The sequence below is a fragment of the Sulfuriferula sp. genome (assembly GCF_054605375.1).
Map to the genome: position 1 here is coordinate 1 of NZ_JBTSEG010000002.1, position 24193 is coordinate 24193.

The following is a 24193-nucleotide window of genomic DNA, read 5'->3' on the forward strand; positions in this document are numbered from 1 at the left end:
AGCTGTATTATCTGGCGCTGCGCAACATCAGCAAGAAATGGACAATGCCGATTCAGAACTGGAAGGCCGCGTTAAATCGGTTCACGATCATGTTCGATGAGCGCATGCCGCAGCTTTAAACGATTTCCCGTTTACACAAAATCGCGGATACCCCCGTCTTTTGTTGTACGTTGTTTATTTACCCACCCACCGAGACGTAATCCATCTGCCGTTTTGTAACCTTGAGATACCTTGGTATGCCCCTCTCGATCGGCGAATTCCTTGAGATAGCGAAACCCTTCTTCCCAATTATCTGCACGAGCATCCCAACTCCAACCGGGTAGGGCTTCCAGCCGTGCTATGCACTCCGGTGACAGGTTGTCTTTTGTTGCTCGTTTGGTACCTACCCAGCTACCGACTCGATATCCATCTGCCGTTTTGAAATCGCTGGGAACCTTGGCATGCCCCTCTCGATCTGCGAATTCCTTAAGATAGCGAAATCCTTCTTCCCGTCTATCTGACAAAGTATCCCAACTCCAACCGGGTAACGCTTCCAGCCGTAGTTTGCGCTCCGATGACAGGTTGTCTTTTTTTGTTCGTTGGTTATTTACCCAGCTACCGACTCGATATCCCTCCGCCGTCTTGAAATCGCTAGGAACCTTGGCATGCCCCTCACGATCTGCGAATTCCTCAAGACAGCAAAATCCCTCTTCCCAATTATCTGCTCGAACACCCCAACTCCAACCGGGCAATGCTTCCAGACGTGTTTTGCGCTCCGGTGACATGCTATCTTTTTTTGTTCGTTGGGTATTTACCCATCCACCGACTCGATATCCATCTGCCGTTTTGTAATCGTTAGGAACCGTGGCATGCCCCTCACGATCTGCGAATTCCTTAAGATAGCGAAATCCTTCTTCCCACTGTTCCGCAATTACATCCCAAGCCCATCCTGGTAATGCCTCCAGCCGTGCTTTGCGCTCCGGTGACATTTTGTCTTTTTCTCGCCGCTGAACACTAACCCAAATACCGACTCGATATCCATCTTCTGTTTTATATAGTACAGGAAGCAAACAGTGCCCCTTTCGATCTGCGAATTCCTTGAGATAGCGAAACCCTTCTTCCCACTTATCTGACAAAGCATCCCAACTCCAACCGGGCAAGGCTTCAAGCCGTGCTTTTCGCTCCGGTGACTGGTTGTTTTTTGCTGTTCGTTGTTTATTTACCCAGCTACCAAGCCGATATCCACCTTCTGCTCTGTATCGTCCTGTAACCAAACAATGGCTCTCGTGCTTTACGAACGCCTCAAGCAAGCCGAACCAGAAATTCCATGACTCTGTTATCTGTTCAACCAGATAGGTGCGCAGTGCATTGCCAAAATTCGCATCGACTGTGACTGGCAGGTCAATGCTGATTTTGCGCAACCCATCTGCACTGATACCTGCCCCCGACTTCCTACCCATCTCAGTTCTAATCAGATCCAGCTCATCCGCCAGCACGTCATCGTGCGCCTTCAACGCATTCAGTACATCCCAAACAGGTTTGAAGTTGCTGGCTTCGATGGTGCTTACAGCATCTTCGCCAGCTGCGATAAACACCGGCAAAACAATCGTGCCAGCCTTCTTGTCCGGGCTGAGGCGGATGGCGCGACCCACGGCCTGGATGATGTCAACCTGGCTGCTGCGCGGATCAATAAACGCCACGCCATCAAGGGAGGGCACGTCCACCCCTTCGGACAGGCAGCGCGCATTGCTCAGTACGCCGCGTTCGGCTGCGCTCAGGGCTTTGAGTTGGTCGAGCTTGATCTTGCGTTTGTTGGCGGGCATGTTGCCGGAGACGAAGTCGGTGCGCAGGGTTCCGCTGGGGCGGTGTTCGTCGCTGATCCACTGCATCGTGCTTTGGATGTCGGTGGTGAAGGCTTCGGCGCGATTGACGCGGCTGTGGAAGCTGATGATGCGCTTGAGGTCGTAGTCCTTGATGGCTTTGAGCAAGCCGATCCGGGCGGCGAGCGATTGGCTGTCGGTCTCGATACCCGTGCCTGTGGTGACCAGTTCGCGGTTGGCGATCCACTGCGCGATGGTGGGGTCGTCCACGCCGATGATGACGACGCGGTAATCGGTGAGCAGTTTGCATGCTATGGCTTTGCCGAACGGCAGGGCATACAGCACCTCGCCAAACAGGGCGGGGTTATCCATGCCGACCACTTCGACGCCCCGATCTTCGGCGGCTTTTTTGACGTTGCTGGAGTAGGTGCGCGGGGTGGCAGTGGCGAATAATCTCTTGGCTCCGCGTATCTGTGTGTTGTCGAGTACGGCGGTGAAGTCGCTGCCGACCTTGCCCGCGCAACGGTGGGCTTCGTCCGCCACGACAAAATCAAAGGAGGGGATTGCGCTATCTGCCTGCGCTGCGGCGATGACGGAGGAAGATTGGTAGGTGGAGAAGACCACCCGACTGCCTGTGCCGCTGAGGAATCGTTTTACTTCATCGGCATCCGAAGTGACGGGGAAGGCCAGATCGGCCACGCTGTGGATGGCTTCATCGTTACCTCTTGTGCCGACGGTTTGATCTGAGCAGACACACAGCACTTCAAACGGGGTAGCGGCGGCAAATGTCCATTCGCGCAGAAGCTGGGACAACAACCCCAAGGACGGAACCAGCACCAGGGTGCGTTGCGCGGCAAGCCGCTCCTTGATCCAGAGTGTGACGTAAGTCTTGCCGGTGCCGCAGGCCATGATGAGCTGGCCACGGTCTGCGGTTTGCAAACCTTGCGCTACGGCGGTGATGGCTTCGTTCTGGTGTTCGCGTGGCGTGGGTGGTGCTTTGCGTCTGGCTTGCGCCAGTTCGCCGAGGTTGGCGGGATACTCCAGCACGGAGCGTTCAAAGTCGGACAGCAGAAAACGGACGACGGGCTTTTCCTGCGCTTCACAAACTTGCTTGGCATTGCCGCCAATAAAGTCTGTGGTGGCAATCAGCAGGCGGTGTTTGATGCTTGGCCTGTTCGATTCGCTGAGGAATTTGTCCACATCGTGCTTGGTGATGTGATAGTCGGGCGAATAGCACTTGGCCTGAACTGCCCAGTTTTCGCCGTTCTTGTGACGGAACACGAGGTCAATGCCGCAATCCATCCCCCAGCGTTCCGGGTATTCATCCCACAGCCACACTTGGTCAACTTGCGTTGACCATTCGGGATCGGCTTTCAGAAACCACTTTACGAAGTGCTCGAACTGCTTGCCCCGTTTCATCGGGTCAGCATCGAGGCTTAGATAGAAATCAGAAAATTGACCAGCCATCAAACAGTTTCAAGCCGCATATTTGACGAAAAATAAAAAAATTGGACAGATACGCTTGCTGGCATATTCCGTAATCTATTTTTAGTTCTCACACCGCAGGGGTGTAACAGATTGCAGAAAAATATCCATAATAACGAGCATGGGGTCGCGTCCGGCATTGCAATATTCTGCTGACAAATTATTGATCTCCGCAATACGCGCACCCGGCGTGCCGCACTCCATAAAATTCTGTTTGTCCTGCCCCACTATGTAATCACCAACGGACATTGCTACTTTGCGCTAAACAGAGCCAAACCACGCAATGCTTTGATCCTCCTCCGTGTTCCCCGTGGTTAAAATGTTTTTTTTCAGGGCCGGGTTTTTACCGCGCATCACGATTTGGAGGCCCCATTGCCGGGCTGGCCGAGCCGTTGCTCCACGGCAAATACCGCCGCCGCCACCCGGGACGTGAGGTTGAGCTTGGAAAAAATGTTGTGCACGTGCAGCTTGACGGTATCGTGGCTGATTCCCAGGTTGCGGGCGATGACCTTGTTGCTTTCCCCTTTGGCCAGACAGCCAAGTATCTGTTGCTCGCGCTGGGTCAGTTGTTCGATGAGCGAGTCTTTCTTACCCTGCTTGGCATCCAGCAGATTCACCAGCTTGGCGGTCATCGTCGGCGCCACCACGGTTTCGCCCCTGGCCGCACGCTGGATGGCGTCCACCACTTCGGCCGGTTCCATATTTTTGAGCAGATAACCGCGGGCGCCTGCGCGCAGCGCATTGGCCATGTCGCCCTGGTCGTCGCTCACCGTCAGAATCAGCGTCGGGAACAGCAGCCCCTCCTGGTGGAATTGGCTCAGCAGGGTGATGCCGTCCACCGACGGCATGTGCAGGTCCATGATCACCACGTCGGGTTGTATTTCTCTCAGCATACGGCGCGCTTCTTCGGCATCGCCGCTAATGCCTGCCACATTGATAATACCCGAGTGTTCCAACAGTTCGGCCAAGCCCTTACGGAACAGGGTATGGTCATCCACCAGCACGACTTTGATTTTGTCCGTCATGCGTTTTCCCCCTTGCATGGCGGGCGGGAAGGGAACGTCAATGTTACTTGCGTGCCTTTGTCCATCTGGCTGCTGATCTCCACGCTGCCGCCTAACTGCTTTGCCCGTCCCTGCATGATGCTGATGCCGAAATGTACGTCAGGGTCGGAGTTTCCAACGGCGTAGAGGCCAATGCCGTCGTCGGTAATGGTCAGCCTGTACGCATCGCTGGTCTGTTCGAAGTTCAGGTGGATGTTGCAGGCACGGGAATGCTTGCAGATATTGGCGAGTGCTTCCTGCACAATATGGAACACCTGGACTTCCTGATCCGGGGTGAGATTCAGTCCCTGGGTGTGATTAGTGAGAGCCACCGTCGCTCCGGTTTTTTTGCGTGTCGCAGTCAGCAGATCCCGCAGGGCCGGCACCAGGCCGCGCGGATCCATGCTGTGGCGAAACTGGGTAAGTAGTTCGCGCAGGCCGGAATAGGCGGACTCCAGGGCATCCTCCATATCGCCAAGATATTTTTCGGTAAATGGCTTATCCCCCGTGTTCACGGCCTCTTTGAGCATCTCCAGGCGAATGTTCATGTAGGCCAGTGTCTGGGCGAGTGAGTCGTGGATTTCGTTGGACAGCATCTGGCGCTCGTTCATCAGGCTGATGCGCATGTTTTCCTGAGTCAGGCGCACGTTCTCCAGGGCCATCCCCAGATGTTCGCTGATGGAGGAGAACAGCAGCCGTACATCTTCCGGAATGGGAGGGGCATCGGCGAACATGAACAGGTTATAAATCCCCAGCACGTGGCCCTTGTGCCGCAAGGGTACTGCCACAAAGCTCACGCAGCGGTCACCGAAGAACGCCAGGCCCGAGTTGTTCTTGCATATATGCATCGCCTCGGTGCTGCGGGCCGCGGAATCATGCACTGCCTGGCCGCAGACGCCGCAACCCAGGGGGACGACGCTCTCCCGCTCCAGCATGTCTTCCCGCAGACCGATGGAGCCGATCAGCCTTAGCCCGGTACCGTCGGCGGTGAGTACGCGTACTGCACCGGCGCCCGCGCCGGCGAGTCGCACCATGGTGGACAGGAAGCGCTCCAATAGCCGTTCGATGTCGACATTGGTACTGAGTGAAGTGGTAATTTCGGATAGCACCCGCAACGCAGGCAGCTTGTATAGCCCCTGGCCGGTAACAGATTCGGAATGCTCGGCAGAAGGGCCGCTAATATCTTGCATGATTTTCTCTCCGAAAGCCTGCCATGATGGGCGGATTTTTGCCTGGAGCATACGCCGGCCAACGCCTGGGCACGCTGTTTTCGCTCTGCGACCTGCAACAACGCATTGAAATTGCTAACACTATAAATCTAAACTCCGTTGCAGAAGAAATTTTATCGCTTGTACCGCTTGCGTAAACTACCTTCCATGCTAAATTTTGCGTCGATTTGCAGGGATGAAACAGGTAGGCGCTGCCTGCATAAACAGGCATCATTGGATTATCCAGGCACAATGGCGCATCCGCATGAACTCTATTTTCGGACATCGTTTATTGCAGGTCTGGTTTGCAGTCGCCACGCGGGTATTGTTTTTATCCAATTATGAGGAGGACACAGCAAAATGACTTCGATCAGGAAAATCATCCCGCTTGTGCCCCAGGAATCCGCCGATGCCAGCCTAAGCACTTGCGCGGGCGCCGAACCCTTTGCCCTGATGGTGCTGGGTGATAGCATGACGCCGGAATTCGAGGAAGGCGAAATCATCATCATCGAACCGGAAGGCCTGACGACGGATGGTTCCTTTGTGCTGGCCTTTCACAACGAGGAATACATTTTCCGCCAACTGGTGCGGCGGGAGGGTGACTGGTACCTGCATCCACTCAATACCAACTACGAGGATGCGCTCATATCGGATCTGTCCGTAGTGAAGGGCGTCATTATCCAGAAACAGCGTCCAGGTTCGCGTCGCTCTCGCAAAATCTATGTCGCAAAGCATGCGCATTAAACATACAACTCTACAACACAGGTGCACGTGTGTCACAGCGTAGCCCTGGCTCAAATTCAGTCCGCTACTACCCTGTCCGGCTTTCCGAAGTCAGTTCAGCTAGTCGACCCATATCGACGAAATGTATATATTTCCCTTGAATTTTAATGATGCTATCTTCTTGAAAGCGCGCCAGAATACGACAAACCGTTTCTTGAGTCAGCCCAAGATAATTGGCGATATCCCTGCGTGACATGGTGAGCTTATAGGAGGGCTGGGGCAAATTGGTCTTATCAAAATGCATGCTGAGACTGATCAGGTATGTTGCCAGCCTCTCGGTCGCATTTTTTTTCCCAAGTAGCAGCATCATCTGCTGAGCACGGAGTATGGTGTGACTCATGATGGCGAGCATATGGTCCTGCAAGCCCGGAATTTTTCTGCTCAAATCCCGGAAATCAGAGAACGATATCTCGCAGACATTCGTTGTTTCAAGCACGATGGCTTCGCTGGCAAAGCGTTTGCCATTGAGGGCATCCAGCCCGATTATCCCGCCGCGTCCGTGAAATCCGGTAATTTGGGTTCTGCCATCACCGCCGAATATATATGTTTTTATCGATCCATGGCGAACCACGTAGATTTCGTGGAATGAATCACCACTCCGATACAGATATTCCCCGCGTCTCAATACAAATCGCCGCTTGACCAGCGTATTGGTAACGTTTACATCTTCACCATTATTCGCCTGTCTGCACATTCCATACATGTCACAATTTTTACATGACAAGAATTCCAAAGACGGGGATGAGGAGATGCTGTTATATGGTTTTGACATAAGCTGCTCCAGCTCGGGTGAGTATATCCAGCATTTTGCCTGCGCATTGTGAGTGAGCATGCTGGCAGGGTTGTGCGTGATTAAAAATGCGCTGCATGTCTCGGGCAAATTTGCTTCATTAGCGTCAGTTGATCATTCGACAATCGGTCGTAATGATTTCCCATGCGCCGTCTTAGTTATACATCCATTCAACGCGCGTTGACTGCTGGTAAGATTCTCCAAAAATACGGGCGACTTAAGCTACATTTCCGCACTGTTTGTTGATCCGGATCGCAATTATCTCTTCCTGACCAGACTAGCATAATCAGAATTTAAGAATATATATATTTAATGATATATGTCTTGAAAAGTGACGCCAATGGCCACGAAATCGAACATTAAATACTACTTGTTCTTGGTGCCAATATATGCGGGTTATCTCCATAAGCCTGACAGATGCGCAGATCAAGGAGCTGACCACATTGGCGCCGATGCCGAATCCGGGCTGGTGCACACCGTGCGCGGCACTGCCGCGCATGTGAACGACGTGACCGAAGGCCAAGCGCCGTGCGCTGGACAAAGACAAACCCATAAGCGCGCTGATTGGCCGGATCGAGAAACTCAAGGCGGGTATCCGTGCCAAGGTAGAGCAGCACTCGTTCCGGGTGATCAAGTTCCAGACTAATATTCTGGCGCTGCATGCAGCTGTAGAAGCTGCGCGTGCTGGTGAACAGGGACGCGGTTTTACCGTCGTCGTGGCCGCAGATGAAAGCCTGCGTGATCAGACAGGCAAACTTGCCCAGACGGTGCGCGTGTTCAAGCTGAGTGAGGAAAGTCAGGCAACTTGTAGCAAGCGAACAGACATCCGGATTCTGCGCAGCCAGGTAACGATGATGCCCCGGTTGGCAAGCATCTCCCGCATCACAAAAGCGTGCCCAGAAACAGAAACAATGCCAAAACCAAGGCAGCACCGTGCCTCTGCAGGCGATCGGTTATACCCTTAATCTCGCCTCCATAATTAATATTGTCTTGGCCAAGGAGCCCACTTTAGTTGCTCCGCTGAAACGGAAAGGATGGAATGGTTTGCATTAAGGTGGATTCCGTAATCCAACGATATTGATTTTTGCCTCAAAGCTAATGAATTTGCTTGAATAATGGCTGCAAAAAACATATTGGTGCACACAATAGATTCCTTAGCGTGTCAGAAGCGCGTAGAGCAGAGGTAGCCTGGCGGGCAATTCAGAGGGTTTGCGGATGATGATGAAGTTGTTCTTGCCGAAAATATGCGGCAGGTATTCGTGGGCTTCCTGATCGACTGTCACGCAAAACGGGCGCAGGCCCTGTTGTCTTGCGGCGATCAGAGCCTTGCGCGTGTCTTCGATGCCATAACGGCCTTCATACAGATCGGCGTCGTTGGGTTTTCCGTCGGTGAGCAACAACAGCAGGCGCTCGCGGGCCTTTTGGCGACCCAGAATTTCTGTGGCGTGGCGGATGGCTGCACCCATACGGGTGTAGTACGCCGGGCTGATGCCGCTGATGCGGCCGCGTACGGCCTCATCATAAGGTTCGTTGAATGCTTTCAAAGTATGGAAGCGCACGTCGGTGCGTTGCTGGGAGCTGAAGCCATACAGCGCGAAGCGGTCGCGGGTTACGGACAGCGCCTCGGAAAAAAGGAACAGGCTGTCGCGGATGACATCGATTACGCGTCGTTCTTCGCCTACCCATGCCTCGGTGGATAACGACAGGTCGGCCAGCAGCAGGCAGGCCAGGTCGCGCTCGCGCTTGCGCTGGTCCAGATAAAAACGGGTTTCAGCACCGGTATTGTGGGCGAGATGACGGATATAGGGGTCGATATCAATGTCGTTGCCTTCAGGCTGCGCCTTGAGGCGCAGGCGCACCGGCAGCAAGGCGCCGAACTGGCGCTGCAGGCGTTGCTGGTCGCGTTTCAGATGCTCTGGAAGCGCGCAGGGTTTGGCATCCGCCATGGGAATCGTGTTGACCCGGCATCGGTCCGGTTTCAGGGTGTGCGTTCTGTAGTCCCACTCGGGCAGCATTCTGCCACTGTCCAGAGGAAGGTGGTCACCCTCAGACGGCGGCAAGTCCAGCATCATGCGTAACTTCTTGGCGACGCTCTTGCCATCCCGCGCGATAGCGATAACATCCAGATCGTCTGCTGCCTGGGCGAGATCCTGATCCTCGTTTTCCTTGGTTTCATGTTCGACTTTCGCGTATTCGGTCCAACTGAATATCGATTCGGGCCGGAATATCAGAAGACCGCCTTTGCGCTCCGGCATTTCCGTGTGTTCGGCCATCCGGCGTTTTTTATCCGACTGGAGCGCGCTCGCCGCCCGGGAAGGCTGATCCGGTGATTTATCCGGGTGCGGATTTTTGCCTGTGGCGGGCAGTTCTGGGCGCAGCCACAGCAAGACGGGATGGGGCGGGCGCCGTGCAGCGGGGAGCGCCGCGACGCTGCCCGGCTTGCGCAGCGCAGCACGGATCGCCTGTTCCTGTTGCGCTTCATCCGGCGCCAGCTTGCTGATTGGCGGGCGGCGCGCGATCTCTGCTTCAACCAGCCGGCCATAGCTTGCAGCCAGACCGGGGTAGCCTCGGGTTATCGTGAGCACGGCGGCCTGGTTTCTGGCAAGCCACGCCAGATGCGGCTGCGGATCGACTGCGCACAGGGCTGCCAGCCAGAAATACAGATCGCGATTCAGGCTCGCTACGGGAAAGGCATCGATGAGCGGAGGCAGGCGCAGCGCCTGATGATCCACCCAGGCGAGATCCACCTTGCGCTCGCTGCCGGCCAGACGCTCCAGCAGCGAGCGCCTGGCGCCGTGGAGTGTTTGCGCCCCCGCTTGCACCGCCACTTCGTGGTCTCCGCCAAGGGCGCGGAACAGCAATGCAGCATCGCGGGAAACGCTGGCCAGCTCGACTGCAGCTTCGGGAAAGCGATGTGTGGCCAGGCGATTTATCAGCCGGTGCCAGGCGATGCCGACCTGTTCTTCCATAGCTGGCCTCGCCTCAGTCGCCGAAAATAGCGAGCACAACCACCATCAACGCGCGGGTGATCTCCGGCTCATCGGATAGGCATTCCACGATGGCCGCGCGGCATGCCACCTGCGGGTCGCAGCCATCGGCAATCAGTTTCGCTGCGTCGACGATCAGGCGTGTGCCTGGCGCTTCTTCCAGGTCGTGATCGGCAGTACTGCGCAGGGCATGGGCGAGAGTGACAAGACGCTTGGCCACTGCGGGATCGACACCGGTTTCTGTTGCTACAATTTCGGCCTCCAACGCAGCTTCCGGGAAGTCGAAAGAAAGCGAAACGAAGCGCTGCCGGGTACTGGGTTTCAGACCTTTGAGCAAATGCTGGTAGCCGGGGTTGTAAGAGACGACCAGCATGAATTCCGGCGGTGCCTCCAGGATCTCCCCGGTTCGATCGATAGGCAAAATGCGGCGATCGTCGGACAGCGCGTGCAGCACCACCGTCGTATCCTTGCGAGCTTCCACCACCTCGTCCAGATAGCAGATGCCGCCGTGACGCACTGCCTGGGTGAGCGGGCCATCCGTCCAGTAGGTACCGGAAGCGTCGATCAGATGGCGGCCAACCAGGTCCGAAGCGGACAGATCGTCGTGGCAGGACACGGTATACAACGGTAGTCCGAGCCGCGCCGCCATGTGTTCGATGAAACGTGTCTTGCCACAGCCAGTCGGCCCTTTGATGAGTACCGGCAAACGGTTCCGATAGGCGAGTTCGAAGACGGCGACCTCGTCACCGGTCGGCGTGTAAGAAGGGATGAGGCTGGGTACTCTCGCGGTTCGGGCGATTGAAGTAACTGACATGGGAGGACTCCTTGATTAAGCAGTGAGATAGGCGATGGCGATGACACCGCCGACAACGGCCAGATACGCGGCCATGACCAGACGCCACGCCGGGCGCACCCGGTGCAGGCCCATGAAATAGCTGACTACCAGTTGTCCTTTGACGAGCGTCAGCGCCAGCACAGCTGCCATGAGTATCTGGCTGGGGGCGCCTGAACCCAGCTCGAAAGTGATCGTGGTGAGCGCGAGCAGCACGATCCAGGAGGCGGTGCACGGTTTTAACGGAATGGCTTGAAGCAGTTTCATTGATCGTCCTTTCAATGAATGACGTAAACCAGCGCAAACAGGATGATCCAGACCAGGTCCACCATGTGCCAGTAGGAACCCCCTGTCTCCACGCCGGTGTGGTTTGCGGCGCTGTAGCGCCCGGCATAGGCTTTGTAAGTGACCACACCAAGGATCACCATGCCCATCACCACATGCATGAAGTGAAAAAACGTGAGGGCCAGGTAGAACATATAGAACAGGTTGGTGGAAAGATTGATGCCTTGGACGGAATCCTGATGGAATTCCACAAGTTTCAATACCAGAAACATCCCGCCCAGGCCGAGCGCAGCAGTCAGCCAGTTGGCACAGGCCGTGCCGCGTCCCGCCCTGATCGAGCGGGACGCGCGTGCTACAAAATAACTGCTGGTCAGGAGTATCAAGGTATTGGCAAAACCGTAGGTGCGATTAAGTGTGAGCTGTGAAGCGTTGAACAAATCCACATGGGCACTGCGGGCGAACGCATAGGCTGCGAAAAGCACACCGAAAACCAGGAGCTCGGCGAAAATGAATATCCATATCGCAAAATCTCCTGGCAAAGGTTTTTCCGTATCAACGCTGATTTCAATATCCACGATAAATTCCCGGCAATAATGGCGGGATCACTGTCCCGCCACGGTCTCGGTCAGGCAGCCAGGGCCTGTTTCATTTCATTGGCGTATTCATATTCGCCTGCAATGAAAAAGCTCCGCAAATAAACCAGCAAGCCGATGAAAAAGCCGACACCGGCGAATTCGCGCACCCAGAAGAACACGCGTGACTTGTCCTGCACTTGCATAAATGACATTGGGTCATCTGCGGCACGTTGCAGAATGACCGTTACGATACCTGCACCAGTGAGGGCAAGCGCGATGACCAGCATGCTGAGTACCATGATCCAGAAGCCCGTCATTTCCCAGCGCTGGGCGGCTGCGCTGTTTGCTGTACGACCGCGCAGCAAAGGCATCGCATAGGAGATGATGGCCAGGGAGATCATCGCATAGGCACCGAAGAAAGCCAGATGCCCGTGGGCGGCGGTGAAGTTGGTCCCGTGCATATAGTATTGGGCTGGTGCCAGGGTGATCATGGATCCCCACAAGCCCGCACCGAGAAAGGCCATGATCGGTGTGCCGAGCGCCCACAGCATGGCGGCCTTGTTCGGATGTTCGCGGCGGCGCTGCATCAGCATCTTGAAGGAAAAGACGATGAGCAGTATGAACGGGATGGGTTCGAGTATGGAAAAGATCGAACCGAGCCATATCCAGTATGCTGGTGCGCCAGTGTAGTAGTAATGGTGACCAATCCCGATGAGGCCGGAAATCAGCGTCATGGCGATAATGATGTAGAGCCATTTCTCCACGATTTCGCGGTCCACTCCGGTCATTTTGATCAGGATGAAGCCGAGCAGGGCACCGAGGATCAATTCCCAGTCTCCCTCAACCCAGCCATGCACTACCCACCACCACCCGAAGCTGGCTTTCACGGTGTCGTGCGGGAAATAAAAGGCAGGAAGGAACAGCAGCGCCAGACCCCACAGGCTACCCACCAGAATCAGGTTAATGGAAGTTTTGCGCCCCTTGATCAGGGTCATGGTCACGTTGAACAGCAGCGAAAGCGCTACCAGGACGATGCCGATCTTGGTGGGTAGTGGCTGCTCCAGGTAGCCGCGGCCCATGGTAGGCAAAATTGCGTTGCCGGTTATTGCTGCCAGATGGGCATAATCCACAAAAAGATAAGCGACTATCGTCAGCGCTGCGGCGATGAGAAACACCCAGAAAGTAACCAGCGCGAGTTTGGGGCTGTACAGCTCGGTTTGCGCCTCTTCCGGAACGATAAAATAGGCGGCGCCCATGAAGGCCATCAGCAGCCATACAATCAGCAGGTTGGTGTGGCTCATGCGCGTAACGTCGAAGGGCAGTTCCGGGAACAGGAACGTTCCGTGCAAATACTGCAGTCCGGCGATCAGGCCGAACACGATCTGGCCGACAAACAAGGCCAGAGCGGCGATGAAGTAGGGTTTTGCCACCTGTTGAGACTGGTATTTCATGATTTTTTTCCTTTTTCGTTGCGGGAGAATGGAGTCCAATCAACCTTGAATATTGGGTGGCCAGTTGTTGGTGTCGATGTTGGAAAGCCATTGCAGGTAGGCCACGAGGTCATCCAGCTGATTCTGGGTGAAATGGAAATTAGGCATCTGCCTTCTTCCCGGTACCCCTGTGGGCATTGCGTGTATCCACGCCTTGATGAATGCAGGACCTCTACGTTTGTAGACGTTGCCAAGCTCCGGGGCGAAATAGGCGCCTTCGCCATTAACAGTGTGACAACCGATGCAGTCGTTGCTGTCGAGTAAATATTTACCGCGCAGCACAGCAGGAGTCATTTTGTCCGCATGATCCCGTACCGGGATGCGTTGCCAGGTGTCATAGGTAAGCGCCAGATAAATGGCGAGGAAAAAAACCGCGCCCCCGAGAAAAATATTGCGGGCCATCGCTTTGGTGAAAACTTGATGCATGTTCGGCTCCTTGGGTGTTGAAAAAATAGGTACAGTTAAATAGTATTTTAAATACACCTATTGTTCCTTGACCCAGATCAAGATAGATAGAATTATCGAGCGGAGGAATATTCCTGTAGTGCGGCCAGGCGCGATCGGGCACAAGCGTTTGGGAGAGCTTGAAAGTGCGGGTTTCGGTAGCGCTGACGGATTGATATCCGCGTACCGGTCTTACGCTATAAAGAAAAGAGCCGAATTTTTCAGGCCCGTCCAGACTGTCTTGGGCGAGATTCGCGATTTCGTTACCATGGTGCCGATGGCAGATGCCGGAATCGAGCGCCTGCAACAGGCAGGCTATGTTTGCATGTTTTGATAATGTCCTTACACGGTACGCGAGTAGCGCGGTACGGCACCATCTGTCTGTTGCAGATAAGCGTCGAACGCCATGGCGATATTGCGCAGAAAAATCCGCCCGGCTTCGGTCACGCGCACCCTTTGCGGAGTGATTTCTACCAGGCCGTCGGCAGACAGCGCCTCCAGTTCGGTCAAACTTTGCACAAAGTAAGTATCGAAATCCAGTCCCCATACCTGTGAGAACGCCGCCTTGTCCAGCTCCAGGTCGCACATGATGCGGGTAATGGCATCGCGGCGGATTTTGTCGTCCTCGCTGATGCGCAGCCCGCGCTCGATGGGCAGGCTGCCTTGCCCAACGCGGGTATGATAGTCCGCCAGGCGCTTGAAATTTTGCGCGTACACATCATCGGTCTGGCTGATGGCCGAGGCGCCGAAAGCCAGGATGTCGCAGTCGCGGTGCGTGGTGTAGCCCTGAAAATTACGCCATAGTGTTTTCTGCTGCTGGGCGCGCACCAGTTCATCGTCGTGCCTGGCAAAATGGTCCATGCCGATATACACATACCCCGCCTCGGACAAACGGCGCTGGATCAGCTCCTGCAGGCTGAGACGGGTGGCGAAGTCAGGCAGATCCGGCTCCTGAATGAGCTTCTGATGTTTTTTGAGCCAGGGCACATGCGCATAACCGAATACCGCCAGCCGATCCGGGGACAGCGCGAGGATTTCATCCAGCGTGGCGTTGAAGCTGGCCACGCTCTGGTGCGGCAATCCCACCATCAAGTCCATGTTGATACTGTTGAAACCTTCGCTGCGCATCCAGCCATACACCTGCTGGATCAGCGCCAGCGGTTGCAGGCGATTCACCGCGCGCTGCACGCGTTCGTCGAGGTCTTGCACCCCTACGCTGACGCGATTGAAACCCGCCTGCTTGAGGGCCTGTACGTGTTCGTGAGAAAGCGCGCGCGGATCGACTTCACAGCCGATTTCCGCATCCTCGGCCACCATGAAATGCCGGTGCAGATGCTGTGACAGGCGCAAGATGTCGGCTGGTTTGAGGTAGGTGGGTGTGCCGCCGCCCCAGTGGATCTGGCGTACCACGCGCCCGTCCCCGGCCAGCTCGGCGCTACGCTCGATTTCGTCGAACAGCACGTCAAGATAACTCGTGGCCTTGGTGTAATCCTGGGTCGCCACCATGTTGCAGCCGCAGTAATAGCACAGGCTGTCGCAGAACGGGATATGCACATACAGGGAGAGATCGCGTCCGCTGGCCTGGGAGCACATCAGCTCGGCGCGCCAGTCAGCCTCGCTGAAAGCAGTGCTGAAATAGGGCGCGGTAGGGTAGGAGGTATAGCGCGGACCGGGCTTGCTGTATTTTTCCAGTAGGGCGATGGATGCTTGCATGATCGACTCTGATTTCCGTTGAAATATTCAATTTATGAACGCTGTCGTTCTAACAGTAATATAACTGATTATCCTGAATCGATTGGCGATTGATTTTCTATGAAGCGCCGCATTTCCGGTCCTGGCCGGAAAGCATTGAGCCTGGCCGCCAGGCGCTCACCAGTTCATGCCTCTGTTTTATTGGGCGAGAACCCACTTGGTCATATCCTCAGCCTCGGTTTTTGACATCTTAGGGTGAGCGGTCATCGGTGCGCCACCCGTTTCCTTGTTCCAGTTTCCGTTTCCGCCCTTGATGATTTTCCCGGCGAGCGTGGCGATGATGGCGGCAGATGCCTTGGTGCCGTGATAGCGTTTGGCGACATCCTTGTATGCTGGGCCGATTACCTGATGATCTACCGAATGGCAGGTAAAGCAGTCGCTATGTGCCATCATGCTTTTTACCTTTGGATCTCCTGCCGCGTGCGCAATGCCGGATAACGGTAGTAAGGCAATCGCAGCGACGAACAGGTATTTTGCATTCATAACAATCTCCATAATGAAAATGACATCGATAAGGTACGACAAGCCGGCAGGAGCCAGGCCCTTGCAACAAGGGTAAGGGCAACCCGCCTGCTGTATGCAGGTTATAGAACCAGGCTGCCTCTGTCCTTGATCTGCATCAAGGTTTCCAAACTTTTAACGTGGTGACCAAGGAGCCAGATATATCCAGGCCCGCGCAGGGTAGTAAGAACGTGCGTTGCACGCAATGGTTGAAAAATAAACGGCGCACGGATGTGCCGCGAAAATCGGGATGGTAAGCGAATTGCAACTATATTGTCGCTTGCCAAAATCAGGGATTTCGCGCGTCCAAGTGACCGCGCAAGGATTCCGGGAGAGGGGGCAGAAGTAATGCGGTGAATTGCTGCCGAGTTGGCGAGGGTGCCGTGATCGTTTTGAGTAATGGCAATAAACTTGCTGGATGGCTTTGCCCAGTCTTCTGCATTTTTTCGCCCTATCCTTCAGGGTATGCCCAAGGGACATCGGGGTGATATTTCAAACCGTATCATCTTTATCAGTACCCTCAGCGACCGGATAATGCGCCATCTTCCACTCTGGAAAACCGTCCTCCAGACGGCGTGCGCGGTAGCCATGCTTGCGTAGCGCCTGCACCGCCTCGTACGCGAGCATGCAGTATGGTCCGCGGCAATAGGCGACGATCTCCTGGTTCCCGGGAAATTCTGCCAGGCGTCCCGGCAGGCTTTCCATGGGAATGTTGATAGCGCCTTGGATATGCCCCGAGCGATACTCCCCTTCAGGCCGCACATCAATCACCATCGCTTGCCCGGCGCGCACCCGCTCAATCAACTCATCGCGCCGCACCGGCTTGAGGCCATCCTTACTTGAAAAATGCTCGATGACAATACGATCTACTTCCGCCAATTGACGCTCCGCAATTCTGCCCATAATGGAAAGCAATGCCGGAATCTCCGCGTCTTTGAGCCGATAGATCACCTGCACACCTTCTTTACGGAGAGTCACCAAACCACTCTCCCGTAGAATCTGTAAATGATGGGAGGTATTAGCGATGGATATACCACAAACTTTGGCAAGCGCATCAACGCTACGCTCTCCTTGTGCGAGCGCCTCTAACAATTCCAGCCGGTTGGCGCTCGCCATGGCTTTGGCCGGGCGCGCAAGATGTTCGAATAGCTGTTTCTTGGGCGAGCTATTCTTTTCATGATGTTCATTCACTACGGTTTTTTGTGCCATCAGAACGCTTCTCCCAGTATTTACAGGCAAGATTTCTCTGCTCTCCAGGCCGAAATCAGAATGCGGCATGCTTTATCAATCTCTTCCTCGGCGGTGGCATACCCGCGGAAAGGCGCACAGTACCTCACGCCCTCCTCATCGCCGCTAATGCCCAGCTAACCGAATCTTCCTCCGAGTGACACGCCGAGGGTTACTTACGCTAACCGCTCATGAAGCTGGCTCCGCAAATGGCGTAAACGGAACCCCAGTATGGCGAGGCATTCCATCACCCGGCTTACCATTTCTCCAATCCCACCAAGGCCGGAACATTCCCAGTGCCGGGGTTGTAGGCCATGCTCATAATCCGCCACGACGAGCAGAGGTACTATGGGAATACCCAATGCGCACACAGAGCGTTTCCACACCTTTGGACGCATAAGATTTGTGGCCTGCCAGGGTGTCCACGCCTAACTGGTCTACAATCACCAGAATCTTGGCAATGGGCTGGCCGCGTCTGTGTGCAGCAGCATACCTTAGTGGCGGAGGATCGCTTATCCGGCCCGGAAATTTGTCGTCTGCCAACTACCCTCAACATTGAGGGCCAAGTATTTCTCAGAATAGCGGCTCACCACAGTTTAGAAGGTCAGCACCTTATCGCACTCGCGCACGATGCGGTGCAAGTCCTGCATGGTGGAAATTTCGCATATCCCGGCGTTGTCAGTGTTCCGCAGCTTCAAGCAGGTGCCGCACGCCAAAACACACCCGCCGGCCGCGATAAATTCGCTCAGGGTGTCTGCCACCTTGAATTGCTCATTGTCGATAGCCTGGCATTCCACACCTTTACCGAAAAGAAACACTTCCACCGCATCGCCCTGTTTCAAGGCAAACACGCCCAGCCGGAAGGCATTCCACACTGTTTCGCTGTCGTTTGAATATATTACTATGCCGAGCTTCATGACTGCCTCCTTGAGTTACGAAGGTGCAACTGCCATTTCCCTTAAAAGATTACGCTTTTGATCAGGATGTAGGTAGCGACGATTACCAGAAAGATCCCAAAGCCACGCTTCAGGTTATCCGGCGAAATATGGTGTGAAATCTTGGCACCCACAAAGCTGCCAGCGATGGCAACAGCGGTGAATGTGCCCATTAGCGCGTAGTCCACGGGTACCACGCCGAGATAGCCCGTAAAGCCGGTACCAGAGTTCACCGCCACAATGGCAAGCGAGGTCCCGACAGCCTGTTTCATGGGAATGCCGGAAAGTAAAACCAGCGCGGGAATAATTAGAAACCCCCCGCCCACTCCCACCATCCCGGTGAGCAACCCAACCGCCAACCCGAGTAATGCCACGTATCCTAGATGCGCGGGCAAACCCTCGGCATGCTGCGCTATTTCAGGGGCGCTGCGTACCACGTCTGCCCCGACGGCGGCGAACCGGCGCTTTGGCTTCAGCATCCTGTACGCTGCCGCATACATCACGAGCGCAAACAGCCCCAACTGCAGTACCACTGGCATAAGTATGCCGAGCTTTGTTCCCGTATACGTCCCCAGCATGCCGCAGAGCCCAAAAATAGCCGCCACTTTCAGATTGACATTGCCGGATCGAAAATGGTTGATGGCGGAAATGGTGGCGGTGATGGACACAATCCCGAGGCTGAGTGCGATGGCTGATTTAGGATGGACCCCCAATAAGTATACGAGTGCAGGGATCGTAACGATTGATCCTCCGCTACCCAGCAGCCCCAAAAGGATGCCGGTGGATATCCCGGCTAGAATGACCAGTAATGTCATGATGACCTCGTTTCAAAAATGGAGATGGAAGTTACCGTGGCCCATGTTTTACAAAGGGCTATATATTCAACTATTCAAACGAACATTTGATAATGTCCTCCCATATATCGGAAAAGACAAGAAATAAATAACTGGCGAGCATATCCAGACGCTAATACAGGGCCCGGTCGCTACGTTGTATGTGTTCGGTAATTGCTATTGGTGGCAGATAGCGGAGCGCCGGAGCTGTTTGGTCGGTGAGTGACAATACGGTCGACTGTTTGCGGAAAATGCGGGGTTTACTGATGGTCACTGCACGGCAAGCATCGCGCCCCAGCGAAATGGTTCGCTGTTTGGAGCAAACCGACGATCCTTCAACGGGACGGAGTTAGTGGGAGGCCGCGGCTTTTTTTGGCGGAAGTGGCGGATATGTCTTCATATCCCCGACCAATCGTCCGTGGCGGTATATCCTCAACTCTCCAGGCTCAAATGGCAGCCATGGCGCGCATGATGGAAGGGGTTCTGTCGCGATGAGCGCCACTTCTAACGCACCCATTTCCAAGCTTTGGTCGTGGCGCTCCAGATAGTAAAGCCGATCATGGGCATAGGCGACAAGGTATTCGCCATCCGAGATCAGGAAATTGAACTGGCCATAGGAGGCGACCGCTTCGGCCACGCGCGCGACGGTTTCGAGCCAAGGCTCGCCCGTCAATTGCAGTGTGACGTGCGACTGCTGCGCAATATGTCCAAGCAAGTAGCAGAAGGCATATTCCGAATCCGTCTGCCCATCGGGACGGCATACCGCCTTTTTTTGGGCTTTCGAGTTCGGTCTCAAAATTCTAAGAACCGCCTTTCTTATCCCCTTTACCCGGTAGTTTTGACACTCTTTATTTTTACGACCATCGGCTGCCGGCCCCGCGACAAAATGCACCACCGATTCAGCCGAACTTGTACTGGATGCCATAGCCGCTGCGCGGGTACTCCCATTCCACATTGATATGGGTGTCGCAGACCACCCGGCAGGTGCCGCACTCCAGGCAGCCGTCGGTTGTGAGCATCACTTTCCCGCCTTCCACGGTGTAGCAGCCGGCAGGGCAGCACACGGCGCATTGCTTGGTTGCGCAGCTTGTGACGCAAATTTCGGGGTCTCTGATGCGGATGTGGGGGTTGTCCGCATCCAGCAGATAGCGGTTCTGGAACAGGCTTTCTTCGACTTTCGCAGCTGCTGTCATCGTATTGCCCTCCACAGTTTGAAGGCGTCGCCCAGCATGCCGAACAGCGTGCGGCGTTCGCGAAAGCTGTTGAAAATCGCGTTCTCCTTGGCCCGTTTGCCCTTGCCGTCCACCATGAGCAGGGTATAGGCGGAACGGTTCAGCAACTCGGGATAGGTGGTGAAAAACTGCTTGTTGGTGTGGAAAATATCCGGCAGATTCTTGTATTTCTTCATGTCATCCATCACAAAGCTGCCGTCCAATCGCTGTTTGTACGCGGCCAGATTGTGAGCGCTCATGGCCTTTTTCGCTGCGTATAACTCGATCACTGTTTCCGCGGCTATGCGCCCGGTGGTCATCGCCAGGTTGGAGCCTTCGCGATGCACCGCGTTGACGAACATGCCGGAGTCGCCCACGATCAGCCAGCCGTCGCCGTACACTTGGGGAATCGCATGGTAGCCGCCCTCAGGGATGAGATGGGCGGAGTATTCCTTCATCTCTCCGCCTTGCAATAGCGGCTTGATGGCGGGATGCGCCTTGGTGCGTTCCAGCAGTTCGAAGGGGGTGGTTTTCTGCGCCATGAAATCGGACAGCATGCAGCCTACGCCGATGCTGATGGAATCCTTGTTGGCATAAAGGAAGCCGGTACCCATCATGCCCTGGGTGATTTTGCCCAGCATTTCAATCACCACTCCCTCATCTTTGCCGATGTTAAAGCGGCTCTCCACCACGTCTCTGGGCAGGAAATGGATTTCCTTCACTGCCAGGGCGACATCTTTCGGCTTCAATTCCTCGCGGAATCCGGCTTTGCGGGCCAGTGTGGAATTCACGCCGTCGGCTAGGATCACCACGTCGGCGTAGATATTGCCGAGCTCCCGGTCCACCTCCACGCCGATCACCTTGCCTTGCTTGCTGCGCAGCAGTTCCCTGACGGTGACTTCGCAAATCACCAGTGCACCTGCCTCTCGCACTTTCTTCGAAAACCATTTATCGAACTTGGCGCGGATGATGGTGTAGCGGTTGTGGGGCGGCTTGTTGAAGTCGTTGGAACGAAAAGTAGTGCCGATATAGGACTCGTCGTCCAGCACCCACATCCGCTGCTCGATGATGTGCCGCTCCAGCGGCGCGCTATCGCGGAAATCGGGAATGATGCGTTCCAACGCGTCGGAGTAAAGGATCGCTCCCTGCACGTTTTTGGAACCGGGCGCTTCGCCCCGCTCCAGTTGCAGTACGGCCAGCCCGGCCTTGGCCAGAGTATAGGCGGCGGCATTGCCCGCCGGCCCGGCACCGACCACGATCACATCAAACTTTTGCGCGCTGGCGGCGGCGGACAACTTCTCCGCCTGAAGCGTTTTCATGTTGCCGTCTGGCGCCGGCATCCCAGCCTGAATCGTTTCACTCATGCTTCCTGCCTATCCTGTTTGCTTCATGGTTGCCAGCTTCTGCCGGAACGCCTCGGTCAGAGCCGGCAGTAGCGTCAGCGCATCGCCGACGATGCCGAGATGGGCGAAATCGAAAATCGGCGCATCGGGATTGTTATTGATGGCGATGATGCAATCCGCTCCTTCCATCCCCACCCGGTGCTGAATGGCCCCGGAGATGCCGACGGCGATATACAGCTTGGGGCGCACCGTTTTGCCGGACTGGCCGACCTGCCGGTCCGGTTCCACCCAGCCCGCCTGCACCACCGGACGGGAAGCGCCCACCTCGGCGCCCAATACTTCCGCCAGATCCCAGATCAATTGAAAGTTCTCCGGCTTGCCCAAACCGCGGCCGCCGGCCACGATCACATCGGCGAAAGGCAGCTGGGGTTTGTCCCGGCTGTCGTCGGCGATGAATTCCAGCACCTTGGTGACGATGTCGTCTTCCGCCAGCGCCAGGGGATGTTCGACGATGCGCCCGGTGCGGCTTGCGTCCCGTTCCGGCATGGCCATCACCCGCGGGCGCACGGTAGCCATCTGCGGACGGTAGTTGAGGGTGACGATGGTACATAGCAGGCTGCCGCCGAAAGTAGGGCGGGTAGCCAGCAGGCCGCGGTTTTCCGGCTCGATGGTGAGCGCCGTGCAGTCGGCGGTGAGGCCGGTCTGCAGCGTGGTCGCGACGCTTCCTGCTAAATCGCGTCCTTGGGTGGTGGCGCCCAGCAACAGGATTTCCGGCTGGTAAGTGTTTACCAATTCAGTCAGTCCCTGGGTGAACGGGTCGTTGCGGTAGTCCCGCAATACCTCGTTCTCCATCAGGTAGCATAGGTCCGCACCGTACCGGCAGGCTTCCGCGCAGAAGCGCCGGGTTTCCTCGCCGGCTGCGCCCAGCACCACGCCGGCGAGTTCCACACCCAGCAGGTCGGCGAGCTTGCGCCCTTCGCCCAACAGCTCCCACGACACCGGATGCGCCTGCCCGCGCTCGTGCTCGATGAACACCCACACGCCTTTGTAAGCTGCCAGGCGTGGGTTGAGTTCGCCCTTGTGACGGCTTTTCCTGGTCTGCACTGCTTCGCTCATGACATCGATCCTGTTGATTTAGCGGGCACGCTTGGCCAGCTCTTTTTCCACTTGAGGAAAAAGCGTGCCCAGGCGGGCGATTAGCGCCACGGCAAGCTCCTGGGAACTGCCGCCATCCACTGTAATAATTTCCGCCTTGGTGGCGCGCGGAGTAGGGGTGAACACCTTGTTTACGATCGTCGGCGAACCCTTGAGGCCAACCTTGGTCACGTCCTCAATACCTGCTGCCGCTCTGTCCCATTGCCTGAGCGGATGGAGGGCGGCGCGGAACAGGTCGGGCATGGAGCCGAAGCGCATGGCATTGCTGCCTTCCAGCATGGTGATAAGGCAGGGCAACGCTGTCCTGAGCACCTGGACGCCGCCTTCGGCGCGGCGTTCCACCACGATCTCGCGTTTGTCCGGGTCTACGGAAACAATTCTCGACACGTAAGTCAGGAGCTGCAATTCGAGCCGTTTGGCGACGCCTGGGCCTACCTGGGCGGTATCGCCATCGATGGTCTGTTTGCCGGTAAACACCATATTCACCGGCTCTTCCCTGGCGATCTGGCGGATCGCTGCGGCCAGGACATAGCTGGTGGCCAGCGTATCGGCACCGGCGAAAGACTTGTCAGTGATCAGAATGGCGTCGTCCGCGCCGTAAGCCAGCGCCTTGCGCAACGCCGGTTCGGCTTGGGACGGACCCATGGTGATCACCGTGACCTTGCCGCCGAAATGATCCCTGAGACGCAAGGCTTCTTCCAGCGCAAACAGATCGTAGGGATTGATGATGGCAGGCACCCCCTGCCGCATGATGGTGTTGGTGACCGGATGGATGCGGATCTGGGCGCTGTCCGGTACCTGCTTGATGCAAACCACGCTGTGCATTGCTTTCCCTCCACGGGTACTAATGCGTCATCGTAAAATCATGGCAAAGACACGTTCGCGGAACCGTAGCGATTCAACACGACAAGGGTCTCTCGAGAATCGCATCCAGCAAGGCGCGCACGTTCTCCCACGGTTCCCGGCCCGGAACAGTCACAGGATCGGCCTTCACCGTGCCGTCGGCATCGTGAAAATGGTTAGGGAATGTCGCAAGTCCTGGATGGACCGGCGCGGTATCGATGCGTAGCAGCGCTTCACGCCATAGCCATTGCACGGAATATTCGTCGGCGTTCAGGTAGCGCAGTTCCACCACAAGGCCGTTAACAAACGTGACCGTCAGGGCATCCTGCGAGAATGCCGGGTCCGCCGCGAGCTCGTGCGTGTATTGCGCTGCAATTTCGTCCTTCAGCTCAAGATGCAGTAGCATGGTTAAAGTCCCTTCAGATAGGCATTCAGGTCATCGCGAATGACTTCTCTCGTCGCATCGAGGATGCTGGCGCTCAAGTAGTCCTCGTAGCCTGGATGCTCCTCTACCGCCCCTTCAATAATAGCCTGCTTGAGCTGTGCCTCATCCGCCACGCCGTGTCTCTTCAGCACTTCTAAACGATTTTCCCGCAGCTCAAACGTGAGCTTCGTGATGCGGTCGATATGCTCGGCCTCTTCATAGGGAATGTTCTCAAAAAAATTGCTCAT

The 24193-nt window shown here is 55.8% G+C and carries 23 protein-coding genes and 1 pseudogene; 2 read left to right on the forward strand and 22 right to left on the reverse strand.

What is annotated here, in order from left to right; all coding sequences use genetic code 11:
* Window positions 1-131: 131 nt before the first annotated feature.
* The 3 genes from ACYCZJ_RS01590 to ACYCZJ_RS01600 form a co-directional block, all read right to left on the reverse strand.
* Window positions 132-3266, reverse strand: coding sequence for a DEAD/DEAH box helicase (locus tag ACYCZJ_RS01590; protein WP_461552476.1), 3135 nt, complete (start codon window positions 3264-3266; stop codon window positions 132-134).
* A gap of 371 nt (window positions 3267-3637) precedes the next feature.
* Complete coding sequence (locus tag ACYCZJ_RS01595; RefSeq protein ID WP_461552477.1) at window positions 3638-4309, reverse strand: response regulator; 672 nt, start codon at window positions 4307-4309, stop codon at window positions 3638-3640.
* A complete protein-coding gene (locus tag ACYCZJ_RS01600) occupies window positions 4306-5517 on the reverse strand; it encodes a histidine kinase (protein WP_461552478.1) in 1212 nt (403 codons plus the stop codon). Before ACYCZJ_RS01600 ends, ACYCZJ_RS01595 begins: the two co-directional genes overlap by 4 nt.
* 378 nt (window positions 5518-5895) lie before the next feature.
* Here ACYCZJ_RS01600 and ACYCZJ_RS01605 point away from each other — a divergent pair, with 378 nt between their 5' ends.
* Window positions 5896-6279, forward strand: a complete 384-nt coding sequence (locus tag ACYCZJ_RS01605; RefSeq protein WP_461552479.1) for a S24 family peptidase — start codon at window positions 5896-5898, stop codon at window positions 6277-6279.
* Window positions 6280-6346: 67 nt separating this feature from the next.
* Here the strand turns inward: ACYCZJ_RS01605 and ACYCZJ_RS01610 are convergent, their stop codons facing one another.
* The gene (locus tag ACYCZJ_RS01610) at window positions 6347-7090 is read right to left on the reverse strand and encodes a helix-turn-helix domain-containing protein (protein ID WP_461552480.1); all 744 of its coding nucleotides are present in this window, start codon (window positions 7088-7090) and stop codon (window positions 6347-6349) included.
* 457 nt (window positions 7091-7547) lie between these two features.
* Here ACYCZJ_RS01610 and ACYCZJ_RS01615 point away from each other — a divergent pair.
* Window positions 7548-8073: pseudogene (locus ACYCZJ_RS01615) on the forward strand (methyl-accepting chemotaxis protein); the annotation flags it as partial.
* A gap of 189 nt (window positions 8074-8262) precedes the next feature.
* Here the strand turns inward: ACYCZJ_RS01615 and ACYCZJ_RS01620 are convergent.
* The 18 genes from ACYCZJ_RS01620 to ACYCZJ_RS01705 form a co-directional block, all read right to left on the reverse strand.
* A complete protein-coding gene (locus tag ACYCZJ_RS01620; protein ID WP_461552481.1) occupies window positions 8263-10077 on the reverse strand; it encodes a nitric oxide reductase activation protein NorD in 1815 nt (604 codons plus the stop codon).
* A 13-nt stretch (window positions 10078-10090) separates the two neighbouring features.
* Complete coding sequence (locus ACYCZJ_RS01625) at window positions 10091-10909, reverse strand: AAA family ATPase (protein ID WP_461552482.1); 819 nt, start codon at window positions 10907-10909, stop codon at window positions 10091-10093.
* Between the two features lie 15 nt (window positions 10910-10924).
* Window positions 10925-11194 carry a cytochrome C oxidase subunit IV family protein gene (locus ACYCZJ_RS01630; RefSeq protein WP_461552483.1) on the reverse strand — a complete coding sequence of 90 codons (270 nt, stop codon included), beginning with the start codon at window positions 11192-11194 and terminating at the stop codon, window positions 10925-10927.
* A gap of 11 nt (window positions 11195-11205) precedes the next feature.
* Window positions 11206-11787, reverse strand: a complete 582-nt coding sequence (locus tag ACYCZJ_RS01635; RefSeq protein ID WP_461552484.1) for a cytochrome c oxidase subunit 3 family protein — start codon at window positions 11785-11787, stop codon at window positions 11206-11208.
* Window positions 11788-11837: 50 nt separating this feature from the next.
* Complete coding sequence (locus tag ACYCZJ_RS01640; RefSeq protein WP_461552485.1) at window positions 11838-13238, reverse strand: cbb3-type cytochrome c oxidase subunit I; 1401 nt, start codon at window positions 13236-13238, stop codon at window positions 11838-11840.
* 39 nt (window positions 13239-13277) lie between these two features.
* Window positions 13278-13703 (reverse strand): c-type cytochrome, encoded by a 426-nt coding sequence (locus ACYCZJ_RS01645; protein WP_461552486.1) that lies wholly within the window; start codon window positions 13701-13703, stop codon window positions 13278-13280.
* A 360-nt stretch (window positions 13704-14063) separates the two neighbouring features.
* Entirely contained in the window at window positions 14064-15434 is a 1371-nt protein-coding gene (hemN, locus tag ACYCZJ_RS01650; RefSeq protein ID WP_461552487.1) for an oxygen-independent coproporphyrinogen III oxidase, read from the reverse strand.
* A 177-nt stretch (window positions 15435-15611) separates the two neighbouring features.
* Entirely contained in the window at window positions 15612-15956 is a 345-nt protein-coding gene (locus tag ACYCZJ_RS01655) for a c-type cytochrome (RefSeq protein ID WP_461552488.1), read from the reverse strand.
* 510 nt (window positions 15957-16466) lie between these two features.
* Window positions 16467-17252 (reverse strand): ArsR/SmtB family transcription factor, encoded by a 786-nt coding sequence (locus ACYCZJ_RS01660; protein WP_461552489.1) that lies wholly within the window; start codon window positions 17250-17252, stop codon window positions 16467-16469.
* Window positions 17253-17797: 545 nt separating this feature from the next.
* Window positions 17798-18118 (reverse strand): DsrE family protein, encoded by a 321-nt coding sequence (locus ACYCZJ_RS01665; protein ID WP_461552490.1) that lies wholly within the window; start codon window positions 18116-18118, stop codon window positions 17798-17800.
* 41 nt (window positions 18119-18159) lie between these two features.
* The gene (locus ACYCZJ_RS01670) at window positions 18160-18951 is read right to left on the reverse strand and encodes a sulfite exporter TauE/SafE family protein (protein WP_461552491.1); all 792 of its coding nucleotides are present in this window, start codon (window positions 18949-18951) and stop codon (window positions 18160-18162) included.
* 367 nt (window positions 18952-19318) lie between these two features.
* Window positions 19319-19894: a class II glutamine amidotransferase gene (locus tag ACYCZJ_RS01675; protein WP_461552492.1), complete on the reverse strand. Its 576-nt coding sequence runs from the start codon at window positions 19892-19894 to the stop codon at window positions 19319-19321.
* Window positions 19869-20162 (reverse strand): ferredoxin family protein, encoded by a 294-nt coding sequence (locus ACYCZJ_RS01680; RefSeq protein ID WP_461552493.1) that lies wholly within the window; start codon window positions 20160-20162, stop codon window positions 19869-19871. The genes ACYCZJ_RS01675 and ACYCZJ_RS01680 overlap by 26 nt, the downstream gene beginning before the upstream one ends.
* Window positions 20159-21544, reverse strand: a complete 1386-nt coding sequence (locus tag ACYCZJ_RS01685) for an FAD-dependent oxidoreductase (protein WP_461552494.1) — start codon at window positions 21542-21544, stop codon at window positions 20159-20161. The genes ACYCZJ_RS01680 and ACYCZJ_RS01685 overlap by 4 nt, the downstream gene beginning before the upstream one ends.
* A 9-nt stretch (window positions 21545-21553) precedes the next feature.
* Window positions 21554-22639 carry an electron transfer flavoprotein subunit alpha/FixB family protein gene (locus tag ACYCZJ_RS01690; RefSeq protein ID WP_461552495.1) on the reverse strand — a complete coding sequence of 362 codons (1086 nt, stop codon included), beginning with the start codon at window positions 22637-22639 and terminating at the stop codon, window positions 21554-21556.
* An 18-nt stretch (window positions 22640-22657) separates the two neighbouring features.
* On the reverse strand, window positions 22658-23503 hold the full coding sequence (locus ACYCZJ_RS01695; protein ID WP_461552496.1) for an electron transfer flavoprotein subunit beta/FixA family protein: 846 nt from the start codon (window positions 23501-23503) through the stop codon (window positions 22658-22660).
* Between the two features lie 73 nt (window positions 23504-23576).
* The gene (locus ACYCZJ_RS01700) at window positions 23577-23927 is read right to left on the reverse strand and encodes a toxin-antitoxin system TumE family protein (protein ID WP_461552497.1); all 351 of its coding nucleotides are present in this window, start codon (window positions 23925-23927) and stop codon (window positions 23577-23579) included.
* Window positions 23928-23929: 2 nt separating this feature from the next.
* Window positions 23930-24193, reverse strand: coding sequence for a hypothetical protein (locus ACYCZJ_RS01705; protein WP_461552498.1), 264 nt, complete (start codon window positions 24191-24193; stop codon window positions 23930-23932).